Below are 22709 nucleotides of genomic sequence, written 5' to 3' on the forward strand. Positions count from 1 at the left end.
CGCCAGATGACACCGGTATCAAGAAGTACAGAGAATTGGGGAGAGACCAGATGACCAACTTCGCACGAGCGGCTCGTATTGCCGCGGTCAGTTCGACAGCATGGCTCGCCATTGCGCTGGCCCCATTGGCCTATGCCCAGACCGAGGCGACGCCTGCCGATGAACCGGAGGCGGAGGAAGAAGTCGTCGTCACCGGCATCCGCACCTCGCTCGAAAATGCGCTCGATATCCGTCGCAAGGCCGACGTGATCCTCGACGGCATTTCCGCCGACGATATCGGCAGCACCCCCGACCTCAATCTCGGCGAAGCGCTGCAGCGTATTCCGGGCGTCCAGATCAACCGCTCCGCCGACCGGCGGGACGCGTCGATCAGCGTGCGTGGGCTTCCCAGCCAGTACACCAAGACGACCGTGATGGGGCAGAGCATCGCCACGCCGACCTTCGGCACGCGCGGCAACGGCAACCCGTTCGGCATCTTCGACGCGGCGATCTTCAGCGGCGCGGATGTTATCAAGTCGTTCACCGCCGAGATCCCGGCGGGCGGCCTCGCCTCCAACGTCGACCTGCGCCTGCGCTCGGCCCTGTCGCGCAAGGAGGGGTTCGTCGCGCGCGCCGAGCTGCAATATGAAGAGACGACCGAGGACGCCAATCCCGGTTACTTCCTGTCGGCGGTCAAGCGCATCACGCCCAATTTCGCGGTCTATGCCACCGGCTCCTACGCCAAGCAGAGCTTTCGCCGCGACACGATCCGGGTCAATTCCTACACCTCCTTCACCCAGGCCCGCCTTAACCAGCTGGCGGCGACCAACCCCGCTTTCGCGATTCCCGCGACCGATGCCGGCGGCGTGCCCAACGATGTCGTCTTCCCGTCGGAAGTGCGCCAGATTTCACAGACCAACCAGGGCTATCGCCTGTCCGGCGGCGCGGGGATGGAGTGGGAGATTACGGACACGCTGAAGGCGCGCGTCGACGGCATCTACACCCGCCGCGACCTGTCCGACGCGAATCTCGACCTGCTGATCGCCTTTCCGCAGGATGCCACCGGCATCGTCACCCCGCTGTCCGCCCCCGTCTCGCTGGGCACGTTCGATCGCGGCTCCAACGGGTCGGTCGAGAATGTCTATGTCGTCAACCGTATCGCCGCGAGCGACTTTGCGATCCCGATCGGCAACCGCAACTTCCCCTCGATCGACCAGAGCTGGGCGATCTACCCGCAGGTCAATTTCCGCAACGACGATTGGGCGGTCGATTTCGTCGGCACCTGGTCCAAGGCGGTCGGCGACAAGCGCGAATTCCTGTACGAGCAGCGGATCCAGCCCAATACCGGTCGCGCCGACATCAATGGCGACGGGATCGATGACGGCACCAACGGCGCCTATGCGGTCATCGACACCGGCCTCGGCAATTATGGCAACTTCCTGTTCGACCTGACTGTCCCGAGCGCCCTGCTCGATGTCGGCAACGGCACCTATTCGGTCAGCGCGGGCAACGCGATCCAGGCGCGCAACTCGACCCGCCCGCAAAATGTCGTCTTCACCGCCAGCGGCAATGGCGTGCGGGTGAAGCGCGACATGCTCGCCGCCGACTTCAAGGTCGAGCGCTTTGTCGATTTCGGCCCGTTCACCAGCGTCAAGGTCGGCGCCTATTATCAGCGTGAAACCGCGGATCAGACCTTCCAGGAAAATGCCAATATCGGCACGCAGCTCAACAATCTGACCAACAACATCTTCCGCCTGAACGACGCCGTCACCTCGGGCGGCACCTTCTTCGGCGGCGGGGCGCCGGGGGCGGAGTTCGGCAATTTCTATTCGCTCAACATCCGCAATATCGAAGCCGCGATCTACCCGGTCATCAGCACCGTGCCGCCCGGCGTCACCTTCGCACCGACCGCGGCGCAGTTGGCGGCATTCTTTCCCGAGCTGACTCCGGCAGCGCGCAGCCGGATCACTTATGCCAACATCCTCGCGCTCGCGCCGCGCAACTCGCTGACCGGGTTCATCCAGCGCTTCCCGCTGAACCGGGTGGAAGGCCAGAACTTCAATTCCGAACGCGACAATCTCGAGCTGTTCGCGATGACCAAATTCGACCTGGAGCAGTGGAAGGGGATCCCGCTGCGCGGCAATATCGGCATGCGCTATGTCCGGTCGAACCTGTCGGGCGTCACGCGCGACCAGGCGCTCGAATTCTATACCGCGCTCGGCTTTACCCAGGCCGATTTCCGGCCGGGCTATTTCCTCCCGCCCGAACCCGCGACGGGCAAGTACAGCGCGTGGCTGCCGTCGGCGAACCTGGTCTATGAGATCACGCCCAAGCTGGTGGCCCGCGCGGCCTATTACGAAACCTTCGAGGCGTTCGATCTCGTCGAATTCAGCCCCGCCCCGACCCGCATCCTCGAGGATGTCGATCCGGAAGCCGGCGACACGGTCAGCGCGGTGCGGATCGACGTCAACCGCTTCGGCCTGCAACCGCGCAGCTCGCGCGCGTTCGATCTCGGCATCTCCTGGTACAACCGCCCAGGCAGCGTGATCGCGCTCGGCTATTTCAACAAGCGGGTGACGAACGACATCCTCACCCTCAATAATTTCTGCCCCGCGGGACAAAGCTTCACGATTGAGGGGCAGACCTTCGGCCCGCTGTTCATTGACGGCTCGGGCCGGTGCCGGATCAATCAGGGCAATCCGATCGAAACCGCGAACCAGCGCATCACGATCAACCAGATTGTGAACAACCCCGACGCGATCACGGTCAACGGCCTGGAATTCCAGATCCAGCAGCGGTTCGACTTCCTGCCCGGCTTCCTGCGCAACACCGGCGGCGTGTTCAACTATACCCGTGTCCGCTCGGGCGGGGCCAATGGCACCAAGCTCTACAATGTCGCGAACGATACCTACAACATCATCGGCTATTATGAGGACCGGCTCGTCCAGCTGCGCATGGCGTACAATCATGCGTCGGAAATCGAGCTGGCCGGCGGATCGACCTTTACCGGCAGCGCCAGCCGCGTGCGACCGCGCGGACAGCTCGACTTTTCGGGCGCGCTCAAGCCGAGCAAATGGCTCGAACTGCGGCTGGAGGTGTACAACATCACCAATTCGCGGCGCGAGGAATATGAGGGCGACCCGCGCCTCAACCGCGTTGCCGATTTCGATGGCCGGACAGGGGCGCTCAGCGTGACGGTGAAGTTCTGATGCGGAGCGTCGCACTCGCAGGATTGCTGCTTGCAGCAGCGCCCGCGGCTGCAGCGCCCGCGCTGGCCCAGTGCAAGGGGGCTGACGGCTATCTCGCCAGCGGCCAGCGCACCTTTCTGTGGCGGCCCGAATGGCTGGCTGCGCAGCGTGCCGCCGCCGCCAGCGACGCCGCGCTGCGCCAACGCTTGATCCGCGGCGCCGATGCAGCGCTGCGGCGTGGGCCCTACAGCGTAACCGACAAGCCTCGCGCGGCAGGCAGCGGGGACAAGCGCGATTATCTGTCGATCGGCCCCTATTGGTGGCCCGACGCGTCCAAGCCCGATGGCGAACCGTATCGCCGCCGCGACGGCGAAGTGAACCCGGAACGCAATGGCGGCCGGTTCGACGTCCAGCGGCTCGGCGCGTTCAGCCGCGATGTTGAGACGCTGGCTCTGGCGTGGCACGCGACCGGCGATGCGCGCTATGCCGAACATGCGGCAAAGCTTCTGCGCGCCTGGTTCGTCACCCCGGCGACGCGCATGAACCCCAATCTCGATTATGCGCAGGCCGTGCCGGGTGCGTCGGCGGGGCGTCCTGAGGGAATCATCGAAGCGACACGGCTGGTCCCGGTGATCGAGGCAATCGGCGTGCTTGGTCCCAGCAAGGCGATCAGCGCGGCGGACCAGCGCGCGATCGAAAGCTGGTTCGGCGACTTCGCAACTTGGATGGCGACCAGCCCGAACGGCAAGGGGCAGCGCGCGGCCAAGAACAATCACGGCGTCTATTACGACGCGCTGCTCGGCCAGTTCGCGCTGTTCGCGCGGATGGACACAGTAACGCAGCGGCTGACGCAGGATTTTCTGACCCGCCGTCTCGGCCCGCAAATTGACACAGCCGGCACCCTTCCCGCCGAAACCGCGCGCACGCGCAGCTGGCATTATTCGGCCTTCACGCTCCGCGCCGGGGTCCAGATGGCGATGCTGGGCGAATGCGTCGGTTTTGATCTATGGCAAGGCGATGCAAAGGCCAATCCGCTGCGACGGGGGGTCGATTACCTCGCTGGCTATCGCGCCAAGCTCGACGCCTGGCCGTTCAAGGATATAGATCTGGCAGATGCCGGTCGCCGCTCCCGTGCACTGGTCGAGAGCGACACGATGCTGACGCTCGCCGCCTGGGGATTCCGCGACGCGCGACTGATGCCGCCGGAAGTCCCTGCAGCCGATGCCGGCTGGCTGATCCCCTATCCCCGTTGACCGATCGGGAATGACCATGAAGCGCCTTGCCCTGATCGCCCTGCTGCTCAGCCCCCTGCCCGCGCTGGCCGGTCCGCTCACCATTGCCCCGCATCTGTCGAGCCACATGGTGCTGCAGCACGGCAAGCCTGCCCCGATCCGCGGCGGTGGGGCGCAGCCGGGTGAGGAGGTCATGGCCAGCTTCGGCGCGGTCACCGCGCGCACGCGCGCCGATGCGAAGGGGGACTGGCAGGTCATCCTGCCCGCCCTGCCCCGCGGCCAGAGCGGCGCGGTCCTGATCCGGTCGGCCAGCGGCGCGTCGCTGCAACTCGACGATGTCGTCACCGGCGATGTCTGGCTGTGTTCGGGCCAGTCGAATATGGACCTGCCGGTATCGGGCAGCGCCAATCCCGAACGCACCGCGCGTGAGAGCGCCGGGCTGCCGATCCGACTGCTCAAGGTGAAGCGCGTGGCCGAGGCAAAGCCTGCGCGCGACATCGTGCCGGAACGCGCTTGGTCGCGCGCCGCGCCCGACTCGGTCAGCGGCTTTTCCGCGGCCTGCTGGCACATGGCGCGCGAAATCCTGCGCCACGATCCGAAGACCCCGCTCGGCCTGATCCACGCCGCCTGGGGCGGATCGACGATCGAGGACTGGATGTCCCCGGCGGCGCTGCGCACGGCCGGCGCGCCGGCCGAGCAGCTCGGCTGGCTCGAGCGCTATGCGGCCGATCCGGTGGCAGCGCTCGCCGCAGCGGTGGCCACGACTGACCGCTGGGCGGAACAGGCCGACCCCGGCTCAGCGGGGGCCGCATGGGCCGCGCCCGGATTTGATGACAGCGGCTGGGACCCGATCGCGGTGCCGGGCCAGTGGGAGCGATCGGGCGTCACCGGGCTTGGCGGCTATGACGGCGTCATGTGGTTCCGCACGGGCATCGACCTGACAGCGGCCGAGCTGGGCGAGGGCCAGGGCGTCGTGCTCGAACTCGGTCGGATCGACGAGCGGGATCGCGTGTGGATCAACGGCGTGCCGGTCGGGGCGCAGCTCGTCGCCGCCGAAGCGCGCAGCTATCGCATCCCGGCGGGCGTGCTGAAGGCGGGTCGCAACAGCATCGCGGCGCGCGTCATCGACGAAATGGGCGGCGGCGGCTTCAGCAGCCCGGCCGACGCACTCGCGCTGGTGCTGCCCGGCGGGGCGCGCAAGCCGCTTGCCGGATCGTGGCGCTATCGCCGCGGGTCCGCCGACAGCGCGTGGAAGGCCGCGCCGCCTGCGATTCCCTGGAGCATGCCGCGTGGACTGACCATGGCGTGGAACGGCATGATCGCGCCGCTGGCCGGCACCGGCCTGCGCGGCATCGCCTGGTATCAGGGTGAATCGAACACCAGCCGCGCGGCGGACTATGCCGGCGCCCTGCGGGCATGGCGGACATCGTGGCGTGCGCACTTCAACGACGCCGCGCTGCCGGTCGTCGTCGTGCAACTGCCCGGCTATGGCCCGCGCAGCCCCCGCCCGGTCGACGCGCCTTGGGCGCAGCTACGCGAGGCGCAGCGCATCGTCGCCAATGAGGACGCCGCGACGGGGCTTGCGGTCGCGATCGACCTCGGCATCGCGACCGACATCCACCCCGCGCACAAGGACGAGGTCGGCGTGCGCATGGGACAGGAGGCACTGCGCGTCGCCCATGGCATCGCCCGCCCCACCGCGCCCCAGCCGGTCAGCGCAACGCGCACCCGCGACGGGATCGAGATTGCGCTGCGCTCGGCCGAGGGACTTGCCGTGATGGGCGCGGCCGAACCGGCCGGGTTCGAGCTGTGCGACGCCGCCGGCGCGTGCCGCTTCGCCCGCGCCACCGTGCGGGGACAGGCCGTGCTGATCCCAGACGATGGCCGCCCGGCGAGCGAAATACGCTATGCTTGGCAGGGCAGCCCGCCGATCAACCTCTATGCGCGCTCCGGCCTGCCGGTGGTGCCGTTTCGGATTGCCATACAAGCCGACTGACCGCACCGACCGTTAGCGGACTCAACCGTCGGGTGAGTCGGACTTCGGCACCTCCCGATCGCGCCGACGGAAATGGCGATCGAGGAACAGTCGGACGGCCACCAGGTCGAGCCGCGCGCTGGCATAGGCCCTGCGTGCCGGTTTGTCGGCACCGCTCTCCAATTCCTGCAGTTCGCGCATTTTTGCGCGGCGCGCCGAGCAGATCGCAGGCCCGTCGAGATGATGCGCCGCGCGGTCGAGCAGGCGCTTGGCCTCATCGACGACCGCCATGGCCCTGGCGGGCGCGATCTCTCCCCGTTGGACGCCGCGCAGCAACGCGCACTTGAACGAGCGGCAGACCTGGAACCGCGTCTCGTACCGCGTACAGCATCCGTCGCTGAGGAAATGGCATGGCTGTTGGAAAGCCAGCCTGCCGTCATTGCCCTGGACGACTTCTAGCCCGGCAGCCCGGACTACAGGCTCCTCACCCTCGGCAATGCGCGCATCGTCGAACAGGCGACCGTCACAACAAAGGCCACAATGCGTGCACAGTCGCGACAGATCATCCATGCGACGACTTTGCATGATCGTGCGAATTTTCAAAGAGACTGCGAGCCTGCGGCCCGACCGCTCACCCCGCTTGTCGCACTATCGCATTGTTTTTCGGGCGCAGCGGAACGGCGGCGTGCGCGCCTCGTTGAGTCGGCAGTCCCTCGACAGGAGGATTCCGCATGACCGAGACACTCGACCCCGCCCGCGCGGACGATGCGCCGCTTTCAACCTCCAAACATCCATCCGCTGCGGTGGATGCCGCAACGGGCGCGCTGGTCGACGCGCCCGAAGACGGCAACGCCGATACGCTGATCGGGCGCACCGTCACGATCAATCGCCCCCGGGCCGAGCTGTTCGCCTTCTGGCGCGACTTCACCAACCTTCCCCGCTTCATGGACAATGTGGAGAGTATCGAACTGCTCGACGACAACCGCTCGCGCTGGGTGGTCAAGGCGCCCGGCGGTGGCACGGTCGAATGGATTTCGCAGATCACCGACGAACAGGACGGCGCCTATATCGCCTGGGCGTCGGTCGAGGGTGCCGATGTCCCGAACAGCGGCCGGATCGACTTTCGCGACGCGCAGGGCGATCGCGGCACGATCGTCACCGCGACGATTCTCTATGACCCGCCCGCCGGCATTATCGGCAAGGTCATCGCCAAGATGTTCCAGCGCGAACCCGCGATCCAGGCGCGCCGCGACCTGCGCCGTTTCAAGCAACTGATGGAAACCGGCGAAATCGCCACCGGCGCACGCAACCGCCGCCTGATCGAAGAAGGGAAGAACTGATGCGCGCACTGGCCTGGCATGGAAAGCATGACGTGCGCGTCGACACGGTCGACGATCCCGAGATCCTCAACCCGCGCGACGCGATCATCAAGATCACCTCGACCGCGATTTGCGGGTCCGACCTTCATCTCTATGACGGCTATATCCCGACGATGCAGGCGGGCGACATTCTTGGCCATGAATTCATGGGCGAGGTGGTGGAAACCGGCTCTGACTCCACACTGCAAAAGGGGCAGCGCGTGGTGGTCCCCTTCACCATCTCCTGCGGGTCGTGCTTCCATTGCGGCAAGCACCAATATTCGGCGTGCGAGAACGGCCTTCCCGCCGACAATCAGGACATCGCCCAGACCGCCTATGGCCATCCGATGGCGGGCCTGTTCGGCTACAGCCACATGACCGGCGGCTATTCGGGCGGACAGGCCGAATATGTCCGCGTGCCGTTCAGCGATGTCGGGCCCATCGTTATTCCCGACGGGATCGAGGATGACAAGGTGCTGTTCCTGTCCGACATTCTGCCCACCGGATGGATGGCGGCGGAGAATGCCGATATCGAACCCGGCGATACCGTCGCGGTCTGGGGCTGCGGACCGGTCGGGCTGTTCGCGGTCCAGTCGGCGTTCCTGATGGGGGCCGAGCGCGTCATCGCGATCGACCATTTCCCGCGCCGCTTGGAGCTTGCCAAACGCTTCGGCGCGGAGACGATCAATTTCGAGGAAAGCGCGACCTATGAGGCGCTGATGGAGATGACCGGCGGCATCGGCCCCGACGCGGTGATCGACGCGGTCGGGCTGGAGGCGCACGGCCTGTTCGCCGACAATGTGATCGACCAGATCAAGGCGTCGACCTTCCTCGGCACCGATCGCATCCATGCGATCCGTCAGGCGATCATCGCGTGCCGCAAGGGCGGGCGCGTGTCGATGCCGGCGGTCTATGGCGGCTTCGTCGACAAATTCCCGCTCGGGGCGTTCATGGAGAAGGGGCTGACGCTCAAGACCGGTCAGACGCATGTGCAGCATTATCTGCCCGGACTGCTCAACGCGATCCTGGAAGAGAAGATCGATACCACCTTCCTGATCAGCCACCGGCTTCCGCTCGAACGCGCGCCCGACGGCTACAAGATGTTCCATGACGACCAAAATGAGGTGACCAAGGTGGTGCTCAAACCCGATTGGGCACGCGACCAGATGGAGGTGGTGCGATGACCCGCGCAACAGGAAAGCTTGCGATCGTCACCGGCGCATCGACCGGCATCGGCTTTGAGCTGGCCACGCTGGCGGCAAAGGACGGCTATGACCTGATCGTCGTCGCCAACGAGCCGCTGATCAACGCCGCAGCGGAAGATTTCCGTCAGTTCGGGACGCAGGTCGCAGCGGTCGAAGCGGATTTGTCGTCGATCGACGGCGTCGATCAGCTGCTCGACGCGGCACAGGGGCGCGACGTCGCCGTGCTGGTCGCCAATGCCGGGATCGGCACCGGCGGGCCGTTCCTCGAACAGGACGTGGCCGACTGGAGGCATTCGATCGACACCAATGTTACCGGCACGGTCTATTTGCTGCAGCGCGTGTTGCAGCGGATGGTGATGCGCGGCGAGGGTCGCGTGCTGGTGACCGGATCGATCGCCGGCTATATCCCCGGTGCGTTCAACGCGATCTACAACGCGACCAAGGCGTTCATCGACAATTTCACCGAAGCGCTCCGCAACGAGCTGAAGGATGTCGAGGGGGTCACGCTCACCACGCTGATGCCCGGCGCGACCGACACCGAATTCTTCGCGCGCGCCGACATGCTCGATACCAGTGTCGGGCAGGATGAGAACAAGGCCGAACCGGCAAAGGTCGCTCAAGACGGGTGGTCGGCGATGCTGGACGGCGAGGGGCACATCGTATCGGGCCTGATGAACAAGCTGCAAGTCGCAGCCGCCGGGGTCGTGCCGCAGGCGATCCTGGCCGAACGCCACCGCGCCATGGCCGAGCCAGGCAGCGGGAACGATTGAGGAGAGCAATCATGTCGAACGAACACACCGAAACGCAGCCGCGCCCGAACCTGTCGACCGAACCGGGCCACAAGGATCTCGCCGCCAACAGCGCGACACAGACCCAGCCTAGCCCCAATCTGTCGACCGAGCACCAGCGCGAAGGCGACGCCCGCAGCCCGAGCGACACGCTCGACCGCGGCCAGGCCGATACGCCCGGCGGTCAGCCCCAGGAAGATGTGGAAGACCGTCCAATGGTCGGCACGGTAAAGCCCGAAGACTATCCCAAAGACCTGCCCGATCATTGAGCGCGCCGCACCGTTGCGTGGCGATACGGGCTTAGCCAGTCCCGTGGCGGTCAATGACGGCGCGCAGCGCGCGGCTCCATCCGGTCCAACTTGCTTCGAGGCTTGCCGCGTCAACTGCTGACGCGTCGTCGGTCCGGGCATGGTGCAGCCGGTGCGCGCCGATCGTCGCGATCATGTTGCGATAACCGCGCTCGATGAACTGGCGCGCCTCCCCGGCGCTGTTCTCGATCGTTGCGGCGTAAGGCTGCTGATAACCGGGTAGCGACGCGAGCAGCGGGCGGAGCGTTCCGATCCAGGCTTCGGGCGCGAGCAGATAGCGCTGCGCATCGGCTGCGGGCAATGGGGCGAGCACGCCATCCGCGATCTCGTGCCAGTCGCGCGCCGCGAAGCCGGCACCAAGATGCACCCAAAGTCGCACCTGTTCAGGCGACGGGGCGTATGCGCGGACATAGGCGTCGCCGCCGACATATTCGCGCTCATGCCCGACCAGCCCGGCAAAGTGCAGATCGGCATCGGGGTAACGCCGCGCCAGCAGCGGTGCCAGGTGAAGAAAGGCGGCGATGCCGGACCCGCGCTCGCCTGCGCAACCGAACCAACCGGACAGCGGCGTGGTGACGATGATCGCCCGCCCCTTCCCCTGCCGCCGCGCGACGAGATTGGCCGAGGACGCGGTGGCCGCGGCCCCCTCGACAATGATCCGGCCGGCATCACCCCTTGCCGCCGCCGCGATGATCGGCCCGGCGTCGCGCGGGGCGATGACCAGCGTCGGGAGCGCCGAGACCGGATGGTCGAGCGGCGCGTTGAGCGCCAGCGCCTCGCCCGACGGACCACGCGTCACCAGCACTAGCCCCACGCATCCGGCGGCGAGTGAAGCCTTTACGGGGCGTGCGGTCCGTCCTTCGAGGATCGAAGAATGGCGCGCATGGGGAAGCTGGATAACCGCGATTTTCCCGCTCAGCCGCGCCGGATCGACCGGCTCGTCGGCGAGCACCAGCGGCGCGGACAGGCCGCCGGGCCCGGTCGGACAGGCCGGACGCTGGACGATGCCGTCCAGCTGGATCGCGCCCGTCGCGATTGTGGCGCGGGCAACGTCATGGTCGGCATAGCGAACCGGCTGGCGCTGGACGGCGAACCCGGCGGCGCGCAGCCGCGCTTCGACCCACTCCAGCGCCGCAAGGTTGCCCGCCGTCCCGGTGCGGTGCGGACCGAGCGCAGCATAGTGCCGCACGTCGTCCATCAGCGATGGCCCCGCCGCCGCGCGCGCCATGCCAGCGGGCAGACCCGCCGCCAGCCCCAGCGCGAGCGTCGTGCGCCGGTCGATCACCGGCCTTGAAGTCACGGGGTCACCCGCTTGTCGGTGCGGAAGTCGAGATCGGGCCGCTCGCCCACCAGCATCGTGCGGGTCGGTGCCTCGGCGGCATCCTGCGCCGAGAGGCGCGCGATCAGCGCTGCACCCTGCGCCGCCATCGCGCTGCGCCAGGCGGCGACATCGTCGTACCACAACACCGCAACATGGCTGTAACCGCGCGGGATCGCGGCGGCGTGGAGTTGAACGCGACGCGTCTGCGGCAACGCGGTGAGCGGGGCAAGCGCCTCACGCGCCCATGCATCCGCATCGGCGGTTCCGGCCGGCGGGCGGAGGAACACGACCCAGCGGGCATAGGGCACCGCCTTGTCCGGCGTTGCATCGTCCTTGATCGCTACGGCTGGCAGCTTGACGGTCACCGTGCGCGTCTTGATCCCCGCCGCAACGGCTGGATCAGGCGGAGTGGGGCGATGCGCGGCCATCGCTTCCCCCGTCACTCCGGCGCGGAACGCGGCGACGCTGGCAAAGCCGATTTCGGTGAGCCGCCCGTCAACCAGCTTCAGCCGCTCGGCCTCTTCGGGTGTGAAGCGATAGCTGCGGTGGCTGACATAGCGGGTCTGGCGGTTCTGCGCGCGCGCCAGCGTCTCCGGCGCGTGATAGGTGATGTACCAGCGATCGACCGCGAGGAGATCGACCGGCGGCGTCACCTCGACCATCACGAAATGCTGGATCGGCACCTCCTGCGCACGCAGCGGCGTGGCGAGGGCAAGCGCGACGAGCGCGAGCGGGGCAAACAGCTTCATGGCATCACCTTCATCGCCACCAGCCGCTGCGGCAGCCGCCGATAGCCGGTTGAAAATACGAGATATTGCTCGCCCCCAGCCATGTAGGTCATTGGCGCGCCGAGCATGAAATCGGGCAGGGTCAGCGTTGCGATCACCGCGCCGCTCGCCTTGTCGAGCGCACGCAGCCGCGGTTCGGCGGTGAACCGGTCCTGCGGTCCCTCGCCCACGAACAGCAACGTCCTGGTCGCCAGGATCTGCGCGCGACCGAACGACCCGGCATCGCCGGGATGCAGCGCGCGGAACGCCGGCAACCGGCTCATGCCCCGGCCGTTGGGCGTCATCCAGCGGTGGTTGCCGGTCGCCATGTCGATACAGGTGGTGCGGCCATAGGGCGGTTTGAGCAGCGGCAACCCGCGCGGGCCGCGCGCGATGACGCGTGCCCCGGCAACCTCGACCTCCGCCTGCTCGGTCGCGCGGATATTGCCCTTGTCATCCAGCGCGATGTGCAGCGGGACATTGACCGAGGGGACGAACAGCCGCCCGCTTTCCGGGTCGAATGCCGCACCGTTCCAGTTTGCGCCGCCGACGAAGCTCGGCATGATGATCGTCGGCGTGCTGCCCGGCGGGGTGAAGATCGACCCGTGGAGATAACCTGCGAGCGCGGCCTGCGCCTCGGCCTTAAGCTCCGGGGTGAAATCGATCAGATCGTCGGGCGTGATCCCCTGGCGGTCGAACGGAAGCGGCCGGGTCGGGTGCGGCTGGGTCGGACTGGTGCGCTCGCCGGGCAGGGTCGATTGCGGAACAGGGCGCTCCTCGATCGGCCAGACCGGTTCACCGGTTTCGCGGTCGAACACGAAGAGGAAGGCGTGTTTGGTGACCTGCATCACGATCTTGCGACGGCGCCCCGCAATGGTGACATCGCCCAGGATCGGCGCGGCGGGCAGGTCATAGTCCCACACACCGTGGTGCACGGTCTGAAAATGCCAGCGGCGCTTGCCGGTCTTGAGGTCGATCGCGACCAGGCTGTCGCCGAACAACCCGTCACCGGGCCGGTCGCCGCCGTAGAAGTTGTTCGTCGGCGTCGAGACCGGGGCATAGACGATGCCGAGCTCCAGATCGGCGCTCATCGGTGCCCACACGTTGGTGTTGCCGGTGCGGCGGTGCGATCCGTCCTTCCAGCTTTCGACGCCATATTCGCCGTCGAGCGGGATGGTGTGGAACACCCAGAGCAGCCGCCCGCTGCGCACGTCGAATGCGCGGATGTCGCCGCGCGGCATCAACCGGCCATCGGCGCGATCGTCGATATAGCTGCCGATGACGACGACATCGCCTGCGACCAGCGGCGGGGAGGTGATGCCATAGATGCCGGGCGTGTCCGGCACCGGCCGCACCATGCCGACGCTGCGCAGATCGACCACGCCATCATTGCCAAAGTCCGCGATGGGCTTGCCACTGTGCAGCGCCAGCGCCATCAGCCGCCCGTCGCCCGTGGCGAGGATCACGCGCGCCGCCTTACCCTTGCCCCACACGGCGATGCCGCGATGTAGAAACCCCTTGGTCGTGGTTGGCCCACGCTTCCAGCTCTCCGGGTCGAAGCGCCACAGCGTTTGCCCGGTGACCGGATCGAGCGCCGCGACCTGCGACATCGCGGTGCTGGTGATCAGCAACCCTTCGGCGAAGACCGGAGTCGACTGAAACTCGCCGGGTTTCAGAGCGGGGTTGGCGGCGAGGATCTCGGCATCGGGTGTCTCCCACGTCCAGGCGACACCCAGCCGGGCGACGTTGGAGGCATCGATCGCGTCGAGCGCTGAGTATTTCTGCGCCGCGAGGTTGCCGGCATAGTGCCGCCACGGCTCAGCCGGTACAGCGCGCGATGCCCGTGCGACGCCGGGAAATGCCAGCAGCGACGATCCCGCAAGCGCGCCGCGGATCACGCGGCGCCGCGACAGCCCTGCCATCACAGCCGCTCAATCGCCGGGGGCGACCAGCGCCCCTGCCGGATCGGCGCGCGCGGGACATAGGCGCGCAGCGACACCCGCATCGGCCCGTCGGGCGTGGGCAGCCAGTTGCCTTCACTCTCCGGCACCGGCTCGCGCGACAGGATGATATCGATCGCGCCATCGGGCCGGCGGATCAGCCCCGGCGTGCGTTCGGACACCGAAAAGCGCTGGATCGGGTTGGCGGCGAAGAAGTAGCGGCCATCGGGCTCGGCGGCATACATGGTGATCGACCAGAAGCCGTCGACCGGAATCCCCTCGGCCGGAATACGGATGCGATAGCGCCGCGCGGGGTCGAGCGGCTCGCCGCGATGGTCGCGGACCGAGCTGAAATACATCGCCTCGTCCGGCGGCAGCGCGGCAAGGCCGCTGAGCGCAACCGCGGCGCGCAGCCGATCGTTGGTGCCGAACGTGCCGACTTCGGTGGTTGAAGCGCCCCAGCCATTCACCTGTCGCACCCCGGCGGTAAACGTCTCCCGCAGCCGCGCCACCGAACGCGGCGTCTCGGCGCGCCATGCCGCCTGCAACGCCGGCGACAGCGCGGCAAAGCTGCCTGCGCCACCGGGGCGGACACCCGCTGCGGCAAAGCGCCGCCACCGCCGCGCCTGCCCCACCCGGTCGCTCGACCGACCGAGCATCTCCGCCGCAGCATCGAAGATTTGCACCGGTTCCGTGCCGTCCACCGCGCGCACCTTGGGCGCGCGTACGGTGCCGCGCCCCGGCGCAGGCAGGACCGCGAACTTGTCCTGCAGCGCGCGCACCGCGGGGAGGTCGGCGGGACCGGACACGAGGATGCGGATCAGCATCCACACATCGTTGGTTTCGGAGCGGATCAGCATCGCGTCCTTCGGCGGCTTGCCAGTCCAGTCCGGCCCGACCAGCCAGAAATCCCCGCCCCGCCCCTTGGTCGCGCGCGTGCCGATGGTGCGGAAATTGTCGGTGAACGCGTTCATCAGCGTGACCGAGAAATAGCGGTCGGTGATATCCGGCACGCGCAGCAGCACCGGCCCGCCCGACAGCTCGAAAAAGCACGAGCTGTAGATCGTGTCGTTGTTCGGGGCAGTCACCTGCCGCGCAGTCGCATCGGCGAGGACGCGGCGGTGATAGATTCGGTTCAATCGCTGATCGAGTGGCAACGTCGGATCGGCAAGCTGCCCGATCCGCTGCATCGCGCGGCTGAATTCGAACAGCGGATAGGCATAGTCGAAGGCGCGGGCCAGATCGGGTGCAGCCGCCGATGCGGCAGCCGGGAAAACCGCCAGCGTCGCAGCGCCAGCGAGCAGGGTGCGCCGCCCGACTGTCAGATTGCTGTAAATACCGGACATAGGCTTACTCCGTCGCAGGCTGGACTGTCTGAAGGGCAAGGCGCAGGAATGCTCCATCCGACCACCCCTCCCCCTCCGCCCGCGCGGCGCTGGCATCGGCCAGCGACAGCTGCGCCAGGCGCACGATGGTGATGCCGAGGCGCTTCGACACATAGAGGCGCTGATCGCCGGCCCCGGCCGCCATCAGCAGATCGTCGGGCAGTGCCCCTGCGGCGGCGAAGTCGAGCCGTCCGACCGCGCGGGGCATGCGATCGGGTGCCAGCGCCTGCAGCTTCGCCGGAAGCCACCAGGTCAGGCCATAGCCGGAAAAAGCGGAAGATGGCTGATGGAAGGCCGCCAGACGCTGCGGCGCAAGCGACGCCTTGCCGTCGATGACCCCGTCGCGCCGGACCCACTCGCCGAACCTTGCCCAATCCTGCGCGGTGAGCGCCATGCCCTGCGGCAGCAATGGGTTGCCGTCGGGGGTGCGCCGCCACTGTCCGACCCGAATCCCGGCGGGATTGAGCAGCCGCTGGATCAGCCAGTCGGCGGGGTCGGCCCTCATGCCGCGCGCGGTGAGCTTGCGCCGCATCACTTCGCCGAAAATCTGGAAGGGCGCGGGGCCATAGGCAAAGCGCGTGCCCGGCGCTGCGACCGGGCGCAGCTCCACCGCCTGCGCATAATCGGGCGGACGACCGACAACGCTCTCGATGCCCGAACTCAGACTGAGCAGCTGGCGGATCGTGATCTCCTGCCGATCGGTCCCGTCGCGCCATTCGGACAGCGTCGCCGACACCGGCTCGTCGAGGTCGAGTAGCCCGTCCTGAACGGCAAGCACCGCCATCGCCCCGGCAAAGCTCTTGGTGCCGGAATAAAGCGGGTGCGCGTCAGCGGCGGTCGTTCCGACGGCATAGGCTTCGCACAGCGGGCGGCCGTCCTTGAGGATCAGGACAGCGCGCCCGCGATGCGCGTCGGAATAGGCCGCCGCTGCGGCACAGGCCGGGCTCACCGTCTGCGCCTGCGCGACGGACGCAACACTCAGCGCGCAGGCGACCAGGGCGACGTGCAGCCTCACCAGCGATAGCCGAGCTGGATTCCCCAGTTGCGCGGCGGGTTGAGTCGTCGCGCACCCGCGCCGCGGAACACGTCATAGGTTACATCGGTCAGGTTCGACACGAACACGCTCGCCTCCAGTCCGCCAAAGCGCAGCGCGGCACGCGCGTTGAGCAGGTCGATCTTGTCCATGTCGAACGGAGCCGGCGCGCCGGGGGCGACCAGGTCATGCACGCCGCCCCGCTGGCCGTTATAGTTGACGTTGACCAGCATGCTCACATCGCCGGACAGCGGCGTGTTGAGCGTGGCGCTGGCGGCAAAGGTCCAGCGCGGGATCTGCGGCAACAGCTGTCCGTCGAACGGACCGTCGGTCACCCGCCCCTTCTGGTAGGAGCCGCTGGCGGCGAGCTGCAAATTGCCCGCGCCGATCGCGATGCGCGACGCAAGCTCGGCCTCCGCGCCCCAGGTCCGCGCCTTGCCCGCATTGCTGGAGAAGGTCACCGGCGAGCTGTTGCAGACGGTGCTGCCGATGAAACAGCCATTGTTCAGCGCGACGATGATGTCGGTGCTGTAGGTCTGATAGGCCGCGATGCCAAAGGTGGTGCCGCGCGCGATCCGCCCCTTGGCACCCAGTTCGATCGAGGTGCTGCGCTCGTCATCATAGGCCGCCGGGATCGGGATCGGCTGGGCTGCCGGGCCAAGATCCTGGTTGAACCCGCCGGCGCGGTACGAGCTGCCAACCTTGCCATAAAGCGTCATTGCCGGGGCAGGCCGCCACGACAGCGTCGCATTATAGCTGAAATTGCTGGGGGCGTTGGCGAAGTCGACGACAAAGCCGGTCCCGCCCGAGGGCAGGCCGGTCGCGAGGTCAAAGCGACGCGATGTCGCGCTTTTCTCGTCCCACGTCTGCCGCACTTCGCCGATCACGTTGATCGTCGAGGTCAGCGCATAGTCGAGCGAGCCATAGACCGCCCAGCTATCGAAGGTGGTGCGCAACGGCTGACGGTTGCCGGGCGAGGGGTTGGCAGGGGTCGGCGTGCGCAGCGTGCGCTGTTCCGAATTGCTGCGCAGGTGGAAATATTCGATGCCCGCGAGCCAGTTGAGCGCACCCTCGCCGAGGTCGCCGGTCAGGTTGAGGTCCTGCGTGAAGAACTGCGCGTCCTCCTCCCGCTCCTGTGCCTGACCCGGATCGACGGTGGTGCTGGTGATCGTCCCATCAGCGCGCAACTGTGCCAGCAGTACCGGATTGAGCCCGTCGAGATCGAGCGCATAGTCGGCCTTGCGCTTGCGATACTGGGTCACCGACCGCAGCTTTGCAAAGCCGAGTTCCTGGTTGAGCTCGCCCATCCAGCTGGTCACCTCCTGCCGCGAAAAGGCGTCGGTGGACCAGGGATAGGTGCGCTCGGGCTGGATATAGCCGCGCGGGAAGCCGGTGCGCGGCGGGTCGATATAGGCACGGAAGGCGATCGCGGGGACGAAGCCGCGCCACGTTTCGCCGCGGACGACCAGGTCGGTCCCGCCCTTCTTCCACCGGATCTGCCCGCGCAGTCCGGTCGAGTCGTTGCGATCGAGCACCTTGTCCAGGAAATCGTTGCGGAAAAAACCATCCGCCTGCGTCACGAAATCGACGCCGAACCGGATCGCCACCGCGTCCGACAGCTTCACATTGGTCACGCCCTGCAGCTGGAGCTGTTCATTCTCGATCGCATAGCGGGCGTTGACGAAGCCGCTATTCTCGAACTCGGGCTTGGCCGACACGATGTTGACCGCGCCGCCGACCGAGTTGCGGCCATAGAGCGCGCCCTGCGTGCCGCGCAGCACTTCCACGCGGTCGATGTCGAACAGGTCGATGCGCGAAAAGCTGCGCCCGGAAAAGCCGCCGCCGCCGATATAGGCGCCGTCACGGAACAGGCCGACGCTCGGGTCGCCCGACGTGCCGCGCGTAGTCGGCGAACCGCGCAACGACACCTCGTTGGTCATTGCCGATCCGGTGTCGAGGATGCGGACGCTGGGCTGGCCGCCGAGCAGCTCGACCGGATTGGTTGCACCGCCACGTTCGGCAATCGCGCTGCCCGTCAGCACGGTCGCCGCAGTCGGCACATCGATCAGCCGCTCTTCGCGCTTGCGCGCGGTGACGACGACATCGGCATCGTCCTGTGCATCCTGCGCAGTGTCGCTTGTCGCGACGGTCGGCGCCGCCTGTGCCAATGCCATCGTCGGCGCCGTCAGCGCAGTGCACAGCAGCAAGGTTGCATATCGAGCCATCGCCAATCCCTCTCCCTGTTCAGCAGTGGCGCGTGATCTTTGCGACCTTTACACGTCACTTACCGACCGGTAGGTAACGCGACCCAATGCCCTTGTCCAGAGGTCAACTTCGCGGTGTCGGGGGATAGGAAATCGGCGTGCGACCCGTTACCAACCGAACGATGAACGACGCGATGTGGCAGGAATATACGACCGGCACCCCTGCCATCGTCGGACGGCGCGAGCAGATCTACGTCCATGCCGCACAGCTGTTTTGCACCCGTGGCTTTGCCGCGACGTCGATGGCCAACATCGCCGACGCGGTCGGGATCACCAAGGCCGGCCTCTACCATTTCGTCGCGAGCAAGGAGGAGCTGCTGTTCACGCTGATGTCATTCAGCATGGAGCGGCTGGAAGAGGATGTGGTCGCCCCGGCGCGAACGATCGCCGACCCGGTCGAACGGCTGACCGCAATCGTGCGCGGTCACCTGCAAAGCGTGATGCAGGTGACCACCCCGGTCGGCAATCCGCTGACCATCATCCTCGAAGAAACCGGCAGCCTCAGCGACGACAAGGCGGCACTGATCAAGGCGCGCAAGGCGGCCTATTCGGCCTTCGTGCGCGGCACGCTGGACGAGATCAAGAACGCCGGCGGACTGGCCGATGTCGACACGCGGATGGCGACATCGGCGATCATGGGCATCATTCTATGGCTGGCGCGCTGGCACCGGCCCAATGGGCCGCTGTCGGTCGCCGACATCGTCGACAATCTGTCCGGGATCGCCCTGCGTGGCGTCTTGAAACCCGGGCCGGCAGCGGCCCCGGGCGCAAGCTGAGGGTGATCCTTACCGATCCGAAGGAGCCACGCAGCTGAAGCTCGTCACCGCGGCGGTCGACCCGGTCCCGCGATAGGTGGCACGTTGCGGATAGGGACAGAGCGGACGTTGCATCGCGATCTTGCCGGGGTCTTCGCCCGCATATCGGGTCGCGACGATCCGATCCGGGGCCTCGCCGCGTTCGGCCCAGGCAATCAGCGCCGAGAACAGGTCGTGCCGTGCATCGTCGGAGGGCGGACGCGGCGGGATGCCCAGGGTCGTGTTGAACGCATCCGGCCCGGTGCCACCGCCGCAATGCATCATCCCCGGGGCCATGAACAGGCGCGCGCTGTCGGCCAATTTGCCCATCCCGCCCATCTGCGCGGCATGGCGACCGAAGAACGCGACCGATTGGCCGGGCGGCACCAGTGTGTCGGCAAGCCCATGGAACACGATCAGCTTGCCGCCCCGCTGCGCGAACGGCGCGAGCGTGCCACGCACCGCATCGTTGACGATCGGGTCGAGCTGCGCGTCGACCACCGGCATGTCGCGGTCGAAATCGAACCCCTGCCAGTCCCAGTTGGCGCCGAACACCCATTTGAACAGGCTGCCGAAGGGCGGCTGACCGTTGATCGGCTTTTGCAGGAACGACCAGCCGAACGTGTCGGGCATCTCGCTGCCCGGCAGCCAGCCGTAGAAGCTCGGCTTGCCGTTGCGATCGGTGGGGCCGGAATAGAAGGCGCGCGCCGTCGCGACCTCGCCTTCGGTCAGGCAGCTGTCCGACGGCGCGCCCGTGCACTGCAGGACCTGCGGGTCGAAGCGGCAGGCCATCGGATCGGAAATGAAGCGATCCCCCGCCAGGCCATGGCCCTGTCGCCAGCAGGCTGCGATCGCGGCGTGGTTGAGCAGCTTGAGCTTGGCTTCGGACAGCAATCGGCCCGGTGCGCGATTGGCGGCGGCATAGTTCCACAGTACCGCGGCATGGCCCCAGGTCCGGTTCATCACCGGCGCGCCGACCAGGATGCCGTCATAATCCTCGGGGTAATAGAGCGCCTCGATCAGCCCCATCTGCCCGCCGGTCGAGCAGCCGGTATAATAGGAGCGGCGCGCGGCGCGACCGTAGAAGGCAGCGGTAATCGCCTTGCCCGTCACCGTCATCGCGTGCGCGGACAGGCGACCCCAATCGCGCCACTTGCGCGGCTGACCGATCAGCGCGTCGCCCTCCAGCGGGGTGGCGGGCGCAGTCCCGGCGTCGGTCGTCGCGGTGGCAAAGCCGCGCCGCAGTCCCTCGACCATTCCCGAATAGCCGAGCGCAAAGGTGCCGGCGAACCCGCCGCTGCCATTGCCATGGAACACGCCCGCCCAATCGCTGGCGGGCAGCCAAAGCTCGACACCGATGTCCGACTCCGGCTCGGCCCGCACGCGCGCGACGACGCGGCAAAAGCTGCGATACCCCGGCACCTCGCCAGTGGGCGTCGCCTCGGCTGGCTTGGCCGGAACCAGCGTGGCGCTGGAGATGGTCGTGTCGCGCAGCCTCAGCTTCGCCATTGCGGCACAGCGCGCGGCGGGATCGGAACTTTGGGCGACGGCGGGGCTGATCCAACCAACTGCGCCAAGCGCCACCGCCGCAACCAGGCACCGGGTGTTCATCAGCTTTTGCATGATCAGCGCGCCTCCGCCCGCCGGATCAGCCGCGCGAGCCACAGGAACAGCAACGCCGCGATCAGGTACATCGGGGCGAGCGCGTAGAACGCCATCTGCAGCGAATGCCCGCCAAAGTCCGCACGGAAATAGTCGCTCATCATGCCGACAAAGGTCGGGCCGAGGCCGAGCCCGATGAGGTTCATCACCAGTAGCAATAGCGCCCCGGAGATCACCCGCGCACCCGGCGCAACCTCGCCCTGCACGAAGGTGACGGTCGCGGGGAGGAAGAAGGAGTTCAGGAACAGCGGCACGAACAGCAACGCCAATGCGAGCTGCCAGCTGTCGACCGTCACAAAGCCGAGGAAGAAGGGCAAGGCGAGCAGCAGCGAGAGCGCTGGAAGCGTCGCGTAGGCCGCCTTGTTGCGCACCGCGAACCAGTCGATCAGCTTGCCCGACGCAAAGATGCCCGCGCCCATCCCAAGCCCCACCGCCAGCGCATACCAGATCGCGACCTGATCCAGCGTCATCCCCTTTTCGCGCATCAGGAACAACGTCGCGAAATTGGCGAGACCATAGGTGATGAAGTTCGCCGCGCCGCTGGCCAGTGCCGCGACCGCGAGCAGTCTGTTGCCGAAGAACGCGAAGATCGTCCGGACGAAGCCCTGCGCAGGCTCGGCGGTGGCGACCGGTACCGGGTCGAACCGACCGCGCGGCGGCTCGGGGATCAGGAAATAGACGACGACAGCTGTCACCACCCCGATCGCACCGACGACATAAAAGGGCACGCGCCAGTCGAACGCCGCCGCCAGCGATGCGCCGAACGCCACCCCCAGCGCCGATCCGATCGGCGGGCCAAGGTTGAAGATACCCATCGCCGTGCCGCGCTGCTCGCGCGGAAACGTGTCGGATATGATCGCATAGGACGGCGGCACCCCGCCGGCCTCACCGACGCCTACCGCCATGCGCGCCACCGCCAACTGGCCGTAATTGGACGCCATCCCGCACGCGACCGTGGCGCCGCTCCACAACCCGCAGGCTAGCGAAAGCACCTTCACCCGATTGGTGCGGTCGGCGAGCCAGCCGACGGGGATCGCGATGAAGCAATAGAACAGCGCGAAGTAGAAGCCGGTGATGTAGCCCAGCTGGCTGTCGCTGATCTGCAAACTGTCCTGGATCGGCTTTGCGAGGATCGACACCAGCTGGCGATCGAGGAAGTTGAGGACATAGACGAAGCACAGCATCCCCAGCACCAGGCCGCGGGGTGCCGCGCGTCCTCCCGCTTGCATCGCGTCGGTCGCCATCAGCCTGCACTCCCCTCATGCCTTGTTTCTTTTTCGATCCAGCCCGGACGACCCCGCCCGCCGCCCAGCCCGGCGGCAACGCGCTGCTTGAGCAACGCCGGCGGCCGGAACCGCTCACCATAGGCGTCCTGCAGGATTTCCTGCACCTGCAGGCACAGGTCGGACGTGACCACGTCCATCATCGCGAACGGACCGATCGGATGGCCCAGGCCCAGGCGGCAAGCCGTGTCGAGATCGGCGGGCGTCGCCACTCCCTCCTCGACCAG

The 22709-nt window shown here is 67.2% G+C and carries 18 protein-coding genes; 8 read left to right on the plus strand and 10 right to left on the minus strand.

Translation table 11 applies throughout. The features are described 5' to 3' along the window. Positions 1-50: 50 nt before the first annotated feature. The 3 genes from AX681_RS11330 to AX681_RS11340 are packed head-to-tail and all read left to right on the plus strand — an operon-like array spanning position 51 to position 6395. Complete coding sequence (locus AX681_RS11330) at positions 51-3188, plus strand: TonB-dependent receptor (protein ID WP_082749542.1); 3138 nt, start codon at positions 51-53, stop codon at positions 3186-3188. Beyond that, the gene (locus tag AX681_RS11335) at positions 3188-4420 is read left to right on the plus strand and encodes an alginate lyase family protein (protein WP_066657122.1); all 1233 of its coding nucleotides are present in this window, start codon (positions 3188-3190) and stop codon (positions 4418-4420) included. The genes AX681_RS11330 and AX681_RS11335 overlap by 1 nt, the downstream gene beginning before the upstream one ends. 16 nt (positions 4421-4436) lie before the next feature. Continuing rightward, positions 4437-6395, plus strand: coding sequence for a sialate O-acetylesterase (locus AX681_RS11340; RefSeq protein WP_197421809.1), 1959 nt, complete (start codon positions 4437-4439; stop codon positions 6393-6395). Between the two features lie 21 nt (positions 6396-6416). Here the strand turns inward: AX681_RS11340 and AX681_RS21965 are convergent, their stop codons facing one another. Beyond that, on the minus strand, positions 6417-6977 hold the full coding sequence (locus AX681_RS21965) for a YkgJ family cysteine cluster protein (protein WP_156456078.1): 561 nt from the start codon (positions 6975-6977) through the stop codon (positions 6417-6419). Between the two features lie 128 nt (positions 6978-7105). Between AX681_RS21965 and AX681_RS11350 the strand changes: the two genes are divergently transcribed. Genes AX681_RS11350 through AX681_RS11365 form a run of 4 tightly spaced genes read left to right on the plus strand, consistent with a single transcriptional unit; the run spans position 7106 to position 9994 of the window. After that, complete coding sequence (locus AX681_RS11350) at positions 7106-7714, plus strand: SRPBCC family protein (protein WP_066657128.1); 609 nt, start codon at positions 7106-7108, stop codon at positions 7712-7714. Beyond that, positions 7714-8916, plus strand: a complete 1203-nt coding sequence (locus tag AX681_RS11355; RefSeq protein ID WP_066657131.1) for a zinc-dependent alcohol dehydrogenase — start codon at positions 7714-7716, stop codon at positions 8914-8916. The genes AX681_RS11350 and AX681_RS11355 overlap by 1 nt, the downstream gene beginning before the upstream one ends. Then, positions 8913-9707, plus strand: a complete 795-nt coding sequence (locus tag AX681_RS11360; protein WP_066657133.1) for an SDR family NAD(P)-dependent oxidoreductase — start codon at positions 8913-8915, stop codon at positions 9705-9707. The genes AX681_RS11355 and AX681_RS11360 overlap by 4 nt, the downstream gene beginning before the upstream one ends. Positions 9708-9718: 11 nt before the next feature. Then, complete coding sequence (locus tag AX681_RS11365) at positions 9719-9994, plus strand: hypothetical protein (protein WP_066657135.1); 276 nt, start codon at positions 9719-9721, stop codon at positions 9992-9994. 31 nt (positions 9995-10025) lie between these two features. Here AX681_RS11365 and AX681_RS11370 read toward each other — a convergent pair whose 3' ends face one another. The 6 genes from AX681_RS11370 to AX681_RS11395 are packed head-to-tail and all read right to left on the minus strand — an operon-like array spanning position 10026 to position 18704. After that, positions 10026-11333, minus strand: a complete 1308-nt coding sequence (locus tag AX681_RS11370; RefSeq protein WP_156442610.1) for a hypothetical protein — start codon at positions 11331-11333, stop codon at positions 10026-10028. Then, positions 11330-12103 carry a hypothetical protein gene (locus AX681_RS11375; protein ID WP_066657139.1) on the minus strand — a complete coding sequence of 258 codons (774 nt, stop codon included), beginning with the start codon at positions 12101-12103 and terminating at the stop codon, positions 11330-11332. Before AX681_RS11375 ends, AX681_RS11370 begins: the two co-directional genes overlap by 4 nt. After that, positions 12100-14043 carry a pyrroloquinoline quinone-dependent dehydrogenase gene (locus tag AX681_RS11380; RefSeq protein WP_066657141.1) on the minus strand — a complete coding sequence of 648 codons (1944 nt, stop codon included), beginning with the start codon at positions 14041-14043 and terminating at the stop codon, positions 12100-12102. Before AX681_RS11380 ends, AX681_RS11375 begins: the two co-directional genes overlap by 4 nt. Beyond that, entirely contained in the window at positions 14043-15407 is a 1365-nt protein-coding gene (locus AX681_RS11385; RefSeq protein WP_066682262.1) for a DUF1254 domain-containing protein, read from the minus strand. The genes AX681_RS11380 and AX681_RS11385 overlap by 1 nt, the downstream gene beginning before the upstream one ends. A 4-nt stretch (positions 15408-15411) precedes the next feature. After that, positions 15412-16461 carry a serine hydrolase domain-containing protein gene (locus AX681_RS11390; RefSeq protein WP_066659197.1) on the minus strand — a complete coding sequence of 350 codons (1050 nt, stop codon included), beginning with the start codon at positions 16459-16461 and terminating at the stop codon, positions 15412-15414. Then, on the minus strand, positions 16458-18704 hold the full coding sequence (locus AX681_RS11395) for a TonB-dependent receptor (protein ID WP_066659195.1): 2247 nt from the start codon (positions 18702-18704) through the stop codon (positions 16458-16460). Before AX681_RS11395 ends, AX681_RS11390 begins: the two co-directional genes overlap by 4 nt. 137 nt (positions 18705-18841) lie before the next feature. Between AX681_RS11395 and AX681_RS11400 the strand changes: the two genes are divergently transcribed. Further along, a complete protein-coding gene (locus tag AX681_RS11400; RefSeq protein WP_156442691.1) occupies positions 18842-19519 on the plus strand; it encodes a TetR/AcrR family transcriptional regulator in 678 nt (225 codons plus the stop codon). Between the two features lie 9 nt (positions 19520-19528). Here the strand turns inward: AX681_RS11400 and AX681_RS11405 are convergent, their stop codons facing one another. From AX681_RS11405 to AX681_RS11415, 3 genes are all read right to left on the minus strand, one after another. Beyond that, positions 19529-21160: a tannase/feruloyl esterase family alpha/beta hydrolase gene (locus AX681_RS11405; protein WP_066659198.1), complete on the minus strand. Its 1632-nt coding sequence runs from the start codon at positions 21158-21160 to the stop codon at positions 19529-19531. A 2-nt stretch (positions 21161-21162) separates the two neighbouring features. Beyond that, complete coding sequence (locus AX681_RS11410) at positions 21163-22443, minus strand: spinster family MFS transporter (RefSeq protein ID WP_066659193.1); 1281 nt, start codon at positions 22441-22443, stop codon at positions 21163-21165. Continuing rightward, the coding region (locus tag AX681_RS11415) for a 3-hydroxyacyl-CoA dehydrogenase family protein (RefSeq protein WP_231734946.1) at positions 22443-22709 on the minus strand (267 nt) is incomplete at its 5' end. The genes AX681_RS11410 and AX681_RS11415, both read right to left, overlap by 1 nt.

The organism is Sphingomonas sp. CCH9-E2 (genome assembly GCF_001557215.1).
Taxonomy (GTDB): domain Bacteria; phylum Pseudomonadota; class Alphaproteobacteria; order Sphingomonadales; family Sphingomonadaceae; genus Sphingomonas.

Coding starts and splice junctions, on each gene's coding strand:
- AX681_RS11330 (WP_082749542.1), top strand. CDS start 51: ATGACCAACTTCGCACGAGCGGCTCGTATTGCCGCGGTCAGTTCGACA.
- AX681_RS11335 (WP_066657122.1), top strand. CDS start 3,188: ATGCGGAGCGTCGCACTCGCAGGATTGCTGCTTGCAGCAGCGCCCGCG.
- AX681_RS11340 (WP_197421809.1), top strand. CDS start 4,437: ATGAAGCGCCTTGCCCTGATCGCCCTGCTGCTCAGCCCCCTGCCCGCG.
- AX681_RS11350 (WP_066657128.1), top strand. CDS start 7,106: ATGACCGAGACACTCGACCCCGCCCGCGCGGACGATGCGCCGCTTTCA.
- AX681_RS11355 (WP_066657131.1), top strand. CDS start 7,714: ATGCGCGCACTGGCCTGGCATGGAAAGCATGACGTGCGCGTCGACACG.
- AX681_RS11360 (WP_066657133.1), top strand. CDS start 8,913: ATGACCCGCGCAACAGGAAAGCTTGCGATCGTCACCGGCGCATCGACC.
- AX681_RS11365 (WP_066657135.1), top strand. CDS start 9,719: ATGTCGAACGAACACACCGAAACGCAGCCGCGCCCGAACCTGTCGACC.
- AX681_RS11375 (WP_066657139.1), bottom strand. CDS start 12,103: ATGAAGCTGTTTGCCCCGCTCGCGCTCGTCGCGCTTGCCCTCGCCACG.
- AX681_RS11380 (WP_066657141.1), bottom strand. CDS start 14,043: ATGGCAGGGCTGTCGCGGCGCCGCGTGATCCGCGGCGCGCTTGCGGGA.
- AX681_RS11385 (WP_066682262.1), bottom strand. CDS start 15,407: ATGTCCGGTATTTACAGCAATCTGACAGTCGGGCGGCGCACCCTGCTC.
- AX681_RS11395 (WP_066659195.1), bottom strand. CDS start 18,704: ATGGCTCGATATGCAACCTTGCTGCTGTGCACTGCGCTGACGGCGCCG.
- AX681_RS11405 (WP_066659198.1), bottom strand. CDS start 21,160: ATGCAAAAGCTGATGAACACCCGGTGCCTGGTTGCGGCGGTGGCGCTT.
- AX681_RS11410 (WP_066659193.1), bottom strand. CDS start 22,443: ATGGCGACCGACGCGATGCAAGCGGGAGGACGCGCGGCACCCCGCGGC.